Genomic DNA, 6,152 nt, shown 5'->3' with positions numbered 1-6,152 from the left:
ACCATCAAATCCGCAACTGCGCTACTCTATGCCGCCGCGGCTATCGTTCTCATCAGGCGCGTCGCTCGTTACGCATGAGATCCAAGACAGGCTCTTACATTGTCAGAGACCGTATAGCTGATACTGGCATCGGTGGTGAAGGCGGGTGACTGGCGCTGGTCGGCCGTCGGCGAGGAGCCAAGATAATTGGTGGCGCTCCACCGGGTCTCCTTCGCCCGGAACTGAAACGACTTATAGTTCCAGTCCAGCACCAAAGCGGAAATATTCTTGGGATAATAGCTTGTGAGCGCGCCGGTCAGAACGCGCAGCGTCTGTGCGCTCGCGGCGCCGATGACCGGCGGCAAGGGCGAGAAGCTCTTGATCGTTGTTACATTCTGATTGCTCGTGACCGTCCAGCGGAGAGTGCCGAACGCGCCGAGCGATTCCGTGCGTTCAAACCTGAAATCGAACCCCTTGGTGAACGTGTGGGCGCCGTTGACGTTGAAGGACACGCTGGTCACGTTGTAGACTTGGGCCGCGGACAGAACAGCGGCAAGGGCGGTCCCCTGCGCCACGGTGGCCGTCGCGGACGTGATCCGGTTGCTGATGTCGATCAGATAGCCATCGACGGTCAACAATGTCCGGGGGAACGGCTTTACGACAAAGCCTATGCTTGCATTGATGCTGCGTTCGGGATTGAGCGCCGGAACCCCGATCGCTTGCCCAATGGCTTGATAATGGTTGGTCGTGACGCTTTGGGATTCTCGGATAGTCCCGAAAGTCGGGCTTTGGGGATTAGTATCTCTCGAAAAGCCACCGCCCTGTGTGGAGTTGCGTGACTGCAACAGGGTTGGCGCAGAAAAGCCGTTCCCGAACGTCCCGCGCAAGGCAAAGGCCGGACTGATTTCATATCTTATGGAAATCTGTCCGGATGGCACACTGCCGAAATCGGTAAAATATTCATACCGGCCCGCAAGATCGACGGTCCATGCATCGGTCAGTTGCTGGTTGAGTTCGATATAGGCCGCGAGATTATTCCGGCTCCACGGACCTGCGGACGCGGGTGTAAAGCCAGACATGCCCTGCGCACCCGCATTGGGGTGCGTACCCGCGTTGCTCCCCGTCCCTGCCGGCCAGACCCAGGGACCAGCAAAATAGGATAGCCGTTCGCCAGCCTTTTTCGCGAAGCTGTCGTACCGATGTTCAACGCCCACCGCGATGCTGAGCGGTCGACCGAAAAGCCCCTGATCCAGCTTTCTGGACACCGCCAGCGTGGTCACCAACAGCTTGCCGACCTGCGCGCCATCGTAGAAATCCCTTTGCGCCCAATATTCTGGGCCGGCAGAGGTATTGTTGCTGTTCTTGGTGTAGACCTTGGCATAGTCCTGACCAAAGCTGGTGCTGAAGTTCCAATTCCAGTTCGATATGGTGCCCCGCAGGCCAGCCACGAACTGGAAATCATTTTCCTGAACGCCGAATGTCGGCAGATAGCCGTCCGGGAACAGCAATGCCCCACTGGTATGCGGTGCATTGACAAACGGATCCTGGGTGCTGGGCGTCGTGCCGGGCGCGATGGACTGGTTTGACGCAGAACGGAAATAGCCCGGACCAGAGGAATAGCGCCAGGCATAGGTGCCGTTGCCGTAGAAGGTCAGGTCAGAGCTTATCGGTATTTCCGTGTTATAGGCGAAAGAATAGGTTTCCGATGACGGCTAGCCCATCCATTGCCGGTATCTGCTCTTGCCGGTTTCACGAGGATCGAGCGAGCCATCGGCCAGCAGCGGATAGAGAAGGGAGGTTCTGTCCGTAATATTCGGCGTCGCAATCGCCGGAAAATTATTCGTGGCATTCTGCCACTGCGCATTGGCGCTGAAGTTGATGAAGCCCTCGTCGCCAAGCGTGAAACCCTGATGGAGCTGCACATTCTTCGTACGGCCAAATTTGTCGGCAAGATCCCCCACCGTCTGTCCATACTGGCCGTAATAGAAGCTGGCCTCACCGCCGGTCTGAGCCGTCTTCTTCAGGATGATGTTGATCACCCCTGCAATAGCGTCAGAACCATAGAGCGAGGCCGCGCCATCCCCCAGCACTTCAATATGATCGATCGCATTCGCCGGGATCAGGTCGAGATCGGTCGGCGACGCACTGCCCACCAGCAACGAAGACGTATGCCGACGCACCCCATCCACCAGGATCAGCGTGTCCTTCGCGTCCAGTCCACGGAGGCGCGCGCCACGTACGGCGGCCCCTTGTTGCCCCTGGTAACCGCCTGCCTGCACCTGATAGCTTGGCAACACCTGCGCAAGCGCGTCCCGCAGATTCGGCTTTCCTGACAACCTCAGGTCTTCGGCGCTCGCCACCGAAATGGGCACAAGGCTATTCTCCACCGCGCGCGCACCGGCCCGTGTTCCTGTCACGACGATGACACCTGAATCCGCATCGGACGCATCAGCGGCGGCGCCTGATCCCGCAAGATCATCTGGCACGGCCTTGGCAAAGGCATTGGGACCCTCAGCGGCATAGGCTGGCACCGTACCCATCACCATCGCCAGCAAACCGCTCCCAATCAGTAGATTGTTGCGGAACGTTCGGCCTCCGGTCATCTGGCGACTGCATTTGGCCTCATAATTACCCCCGGATCAATTTCCTATTTAATCTATAGAAATTAATTCTTGTGTCTCATGATAGAATTTCTTGCCCGGGAGAAAGGCATAGCCAGTTTGCGGCAACGCAGAGCTGCCGTGAATTGATCGGTAAGGTTCGTGGGTTCGGGGTGGTCATGTCGGCGCGCTCAAACGGTCATAATGAGGCGTTGTTGCTGATGACGCCCCTTCATTCACTAGGCATCTCGCGGGCCTTTATCATGACTGCGGCTCCGAACGAGTTATTCCGGAATGTGTCCTGCCGAGTCTCAATGAACCGATTTTGATTATCATGGCCCCAAAATCTGGGGCCACCAAAAGGTGAAGCTACAGCGACACCCGTTCGAAAAACATGGCGGGCAAACCTCACAACACAGAGTTGTGACTCTACCTATACAGCCAGAATTTCGCTAGCCGAACCCACGCATTTCTGCGGTTCTTGGATAGAGGAAAGGAAATTGGCTGGGGCGGCAGGATTCGAACCTGCGCATGGCGGCATCAAAAGCCGCTGCCTTACCGCTTGGCGACGCCCCAACAATCAGGCGGCTCATATAGCGTGGATGCGCGCGATGAAAAGAGATAAGCGTGTATCTGTAAAAAATGATGCGGCGGCCATGAAAGACACCCTTCCCTCCGCTTCTCCGCTCTTCCTCCGCGAGGATGAAGTCCGGAGAGGCATCGAACTGCTGCATTTCGGGCATGTCGCGATGATGGCGATGATCGACGATGTGCTGGTCGCGCATGGCCTGGGCCAGGCCCACCACCGCGCACTTTATTTCATCGGGCGGCAGGACGATCAGACGGTCGGCGCCATTCTCTCCCTGCTGGGCATCACCAAGCAATCGTTGAACCGGGTGTTGCAAGACCTCGGCGACCGGGGTTTCGTGGAAAGTCGCGCGGGCATCCGCGACCGGCGGCAAAAGCTACTGCGCCTTACCCCGCGTGGTCGGGTGGTCGAGGCTGAATTGTTCAGCCGCCTGCGAGAGGGGATGGCCGCAGCCTATGCTCAGGCCGGACAGGGACCGGTTACCGGCTTCTGGCGCGTACTGGAGGGATTATTGCCTCCGGAACAACTAGGGCGCCTGATCGCGCTCCAGATCAAGCGATAGGACGCGCTTACCCCCCGTTCAGGCGTTGAGGCTGGCCGCCGCCAGTTCCGCACCCCGGTCGCGCGCCGCGCGCAACGTGTCGGTTAGCAGTTCAACCAGCCGCTCGTCCGCGTCCAGCACGTCGAGGCCCAGCCGCGTCATACCGCCGGGGCTAGCGACAGCATCGGCCATTGCCGCCGGTGCACTGTCGGAACGGGATGCCGCCGACGCTGCGCCCGCAACCGTCTGCAACGCCAACCGTGCCGCCTGCGCCTCACCCAATCCCAACCGGGACGCCGCCGCCGCCAGTGCATCGATCACGCGATAGACATAGGCCGGTCCACAACCGCTCAGCGCCGTGCCGAGATCGAAGTCGTCCTCCGATGCCAATGCCTCCACCAGCCCCAGCGGAGCCAGCAGTTGCCCGACCTGCGCATTTTCTGCACCTTCGGAAAAGGTCAGGACGACACCTTCGCCCGTCCGCACCGGCAGGTTGGGCATCAGCCGCACGATGCCAACCGCGCGCGGCAGCGCCTTGCGCAACAGGCCGACAGGCAGGCCCGCCATGATCGACAGCACGACAGCACCGCCATCCAGCAGGGCATTGAGCGGCCCCGAGATCCCGTCGAACTGCTGCGGCTTAATGCCGACCAGCACGATGGTTCCCGGCGCGATACGTTCCGGCAACGCCGTCCGCACGTCTATGCCCGGCACCAGCGCCGGTTGCGCCGGATCGACCACCTGCACCCGCTCCGGCGACAGGCCGCTGTCCAGCCAGCGCGCCAGTATCGACCCCGCCATATTACCGCAGCCGATAAGAAGAAGCGGCCGGTCCCAGTCGGCCAATGATCCGATATTGTCCGTCACGTCACGCCTCGCCATGGGTCTCGATCAGGCTGGCGGCCAGCGCGTCCACAGGCGACTTGCCGCCCCACAGCACGAACTGGAACACGGGGTAGAAACGCTCGCACTCGTCGATTGCGCTCTCGATCAGCAATTGCGCCTGATCCAGAGTCAACGATCCCTGCGTGCCCAGCAACGCGCCATGGCGGAACAACAGCGTACCGTTGCTCGACCAAGTCTCGAAATGGCCTAGCCACATCTGCTCGTTGATCAGCGCAACAGTCTCATAGATCGCCAGCCGCTTGTCGTCGGCCACGCGGATGTCGGGCATGACAAGAATCTGTAGAACCTGATCGTCTTCACGCCAGATCGCCCTGATTTCATATTCGGTCCAGCTACCGCGATATTTGGCGCTGATCTCATCCTCGGCCACATGTTCGAAAGGCCAGTCATAGGCCTCGAAATAGGCGGCGAGCATGTCGATCGGCTCCGCCTCCTGATCACCGTGGGTAAATTCGTCTCGATCCATCATCTATGTACTGCGGTCCCTTCGAACCGATCTATGTCCGCCTGCCAAGGACGATAGCATGGTTTGCCGCCTGCGCACAGCGCGGCAACCATGAAACCGGTATGAAACAGGGCCGATCCGGGTGCCATTGGGGCAGCCCGGTGGAAAAGCTGTGGAAAACTTGTGGAAAGATGGAGGACGAAGCGTGGACGGATCAGCCCGCAGCGCTGGATCCCACGCTGCCTCCGGGCGTGCCCTTACCTTCCAGCACAGCGAGCCGCGCTTTCAGCAGGTCCACTTCCTCGCGCGCGGCGGCGGCCAGCGCCTTTACCGCCTCGAATTCCTCGCGCGTCACGAAGTCCAGGCCACCGATCCATTCGCGCGCCCGCTCGCGGGCGTTGCCTTCGAACTCCCGGCCTACGCCCGCCAACGTGCCTGCTGCGCCGTTGATGAGCTTGGAAAGATCGTCGAAAATGCGGTTCTCGCTCTGCATGGCCATATCCGTAATCAGAAAAAGGGGAAGGTCTGCCCTATATCTGGGTACTGATGGCGGGCGCGACAAGCGTTTCCGCATGCGGGTTCGCCTGATCGATCGCAAAGTTCAGGAAAGCCGCAAAGCACAGCCATAGCAGATAGGGCAGCATCAGCACCGCCGCCGCCGTCCGCACCCGTGCAAACAACAGGGTAGTCAGGACCGACAGCACCAATATGAGGAGGATCAGGTAGAAGGCCACCGTCACCTCATGCGCGGCAAAGAACAGGGGCGACCACAGGAAATTGAGGATGATCTGCACGATGAAGATAGTGATCGCCAGTCCCCGCCCCGGCGCACGCCGTGCGCCGATCACCACCGCCAATGCCAGCCCCAGCAGGATGTAGAGGATTGTCCATGCAGCGCCAAACGCCCAGCCGGGCGGCATGATCGCCGGTTTCGCAAGTGCGGCGAACCAAGCGTTGCCATAACCACTGTTGGAAACAATGCCGGACCCTATCCCCAGTAACAGGATCAGAGAAACGCAGAACAAAGCCCAGCGCAGGAAGGACATGCGCAGTTGCGATCTGGACGCGAGTTCGTTCATCTGCCGCACCCTG

General features: G+C 60.0%; 7 protein-coding genes and 1 tRNA gene. 1 reads left to right on the top strand and 7 read right to left on the bottom strand.

The window, feature by feature from the left end; all coding sequences use genetic code 11:
* Window positions 1-68: 68 nt before the first annotated feature.
* The 3 genes from LWE61_RS18710 to LWE61_RS18700 all read right to left on the bottom strand — a co-directional run bounded on the left by LWE61_RS18710 (window position 69) and on the right by LWE61_RS18700 (window position 3,155).
* Window positions 69-1,634, bottom strand: a complete 1,566-nt coding sequence (locus LWE61_RS18710; RefSeq protein WP_267961910.1) for a TonB-dependent receptor plug domain-containing protein — start codon at window positions 1,632-1,634, stop codon at window positions 69-71.
* A gap of 57 nt (window positions 1,635-1,691) precedes the next feature.
* Complete coding sequence (locus LWE61_RS18705) at window positions 1,692-2,582, bottom strand: TonB-dependent receptor plug domain-containing protein (protein WP_234152166.1); 891 nt, start codon at window positions 2,580-2,582, stop codon at window positions 1,692-1,694.
* Between the two features lie 498 nt (window positions 2,583-3,080).
* A tRNA-Gln gene (locus LWE61_RS18700) sits at window positions 3,081-3,155 on the bottom strand.
* 80 nt (window positions 3,156-3,235) lie between these two features.
* Here LWE61_RS18700 and LWE61_RS18695 point away from each other — a divergent pair.
* On the top strand, window positions 3,236-3,730 hold the full coding sequence (locus LWE61_RS18695; protein WP_234152165.1) for a MarR family winged helix-turn-helix transcriptional regulator: 495 nt from the start codon (window positions 3,236-3,238) through the stop codon (window positions 3,728-3,730).
* A gap of 18 nt (window positions 3,731-3,748) precedes the next feature.
* On the opposite strand, the gene LWE61_RS18690 is transcribed toward LWE61_RS18695, so the two are convergent.
* The 4 genes from LWE61_RS18690 to LWE61_RS18675 form a co-directional block, all read right to left on the bottom strand.
* Window positions 3,749-4,591, bottom strand: coding sequence for a pyrroline-5-carboxylate reductase family protein (locus tag LWE61_RS18690; RefSeq protein WP_234152164.1), 843 nt, complete (start codon window positions 4,589-4,591; stop codon window positions 3,749-3,751).
* The gene (locus tag LWE61_RS18685; protein WP_234152163.1) at window positions 4,578-5,084 is read right to left on the bottom strand and encodes a type III secretion system chaperone family protein; all 507 of its coding nucleotides are present in this window, start codon (window positions 5,082-5,084) and stop codon (window positions 4,578-4,580) included. The genes LWE61_RS18690 and LWE61_RS18685 overlap by 14 nt, the downstream gene beginning before the upstream one ends.
* 190 nt (window positions 5,085-5,274) lie before the next feature.
* Window positions 5,275-5,553: an accessory factor UbiK family protein gene (locus LWE61_RS18680; protein WP_234152162.1), complete on the bottom strand. Its 279-nt coding sequence runs from the start codon at window positions 5,551-5,553 to the stop codon at window positions 5,275-5,277.
* Window positions 5,554-5,590: 37 nt separating this feature from the next.
* Window positions 5,591-6,139: a TspO/MBR family protein gene (locus LWE61_RS18675; RefSeq protein WP_234152161.1), complete on the bottom strand. Its 549-nt coding sequence runs from the start codon at window positions 6,137-6,139 to the stop codon at window positions 5,591-5,593.
* Window positions 6,140-6,152 lie beyond the last annotated feature (13 nt).

Source organism: Sphingobium sufflavum (genome assembly GCF_021403115.1).
In the GTDB taxonomy this organism is placed as follows: Bacteria; Pseudomonadota; Alphaproteobacteria; order Sphingomonadales; family Sphingomonadaceae; genus Sphingobium; species Sphingobium sufflavum.
Note: the sequence above shows the minus strand (reverse complement) of the source record. Positions and strands in the feature narration are given on the sequence as shown.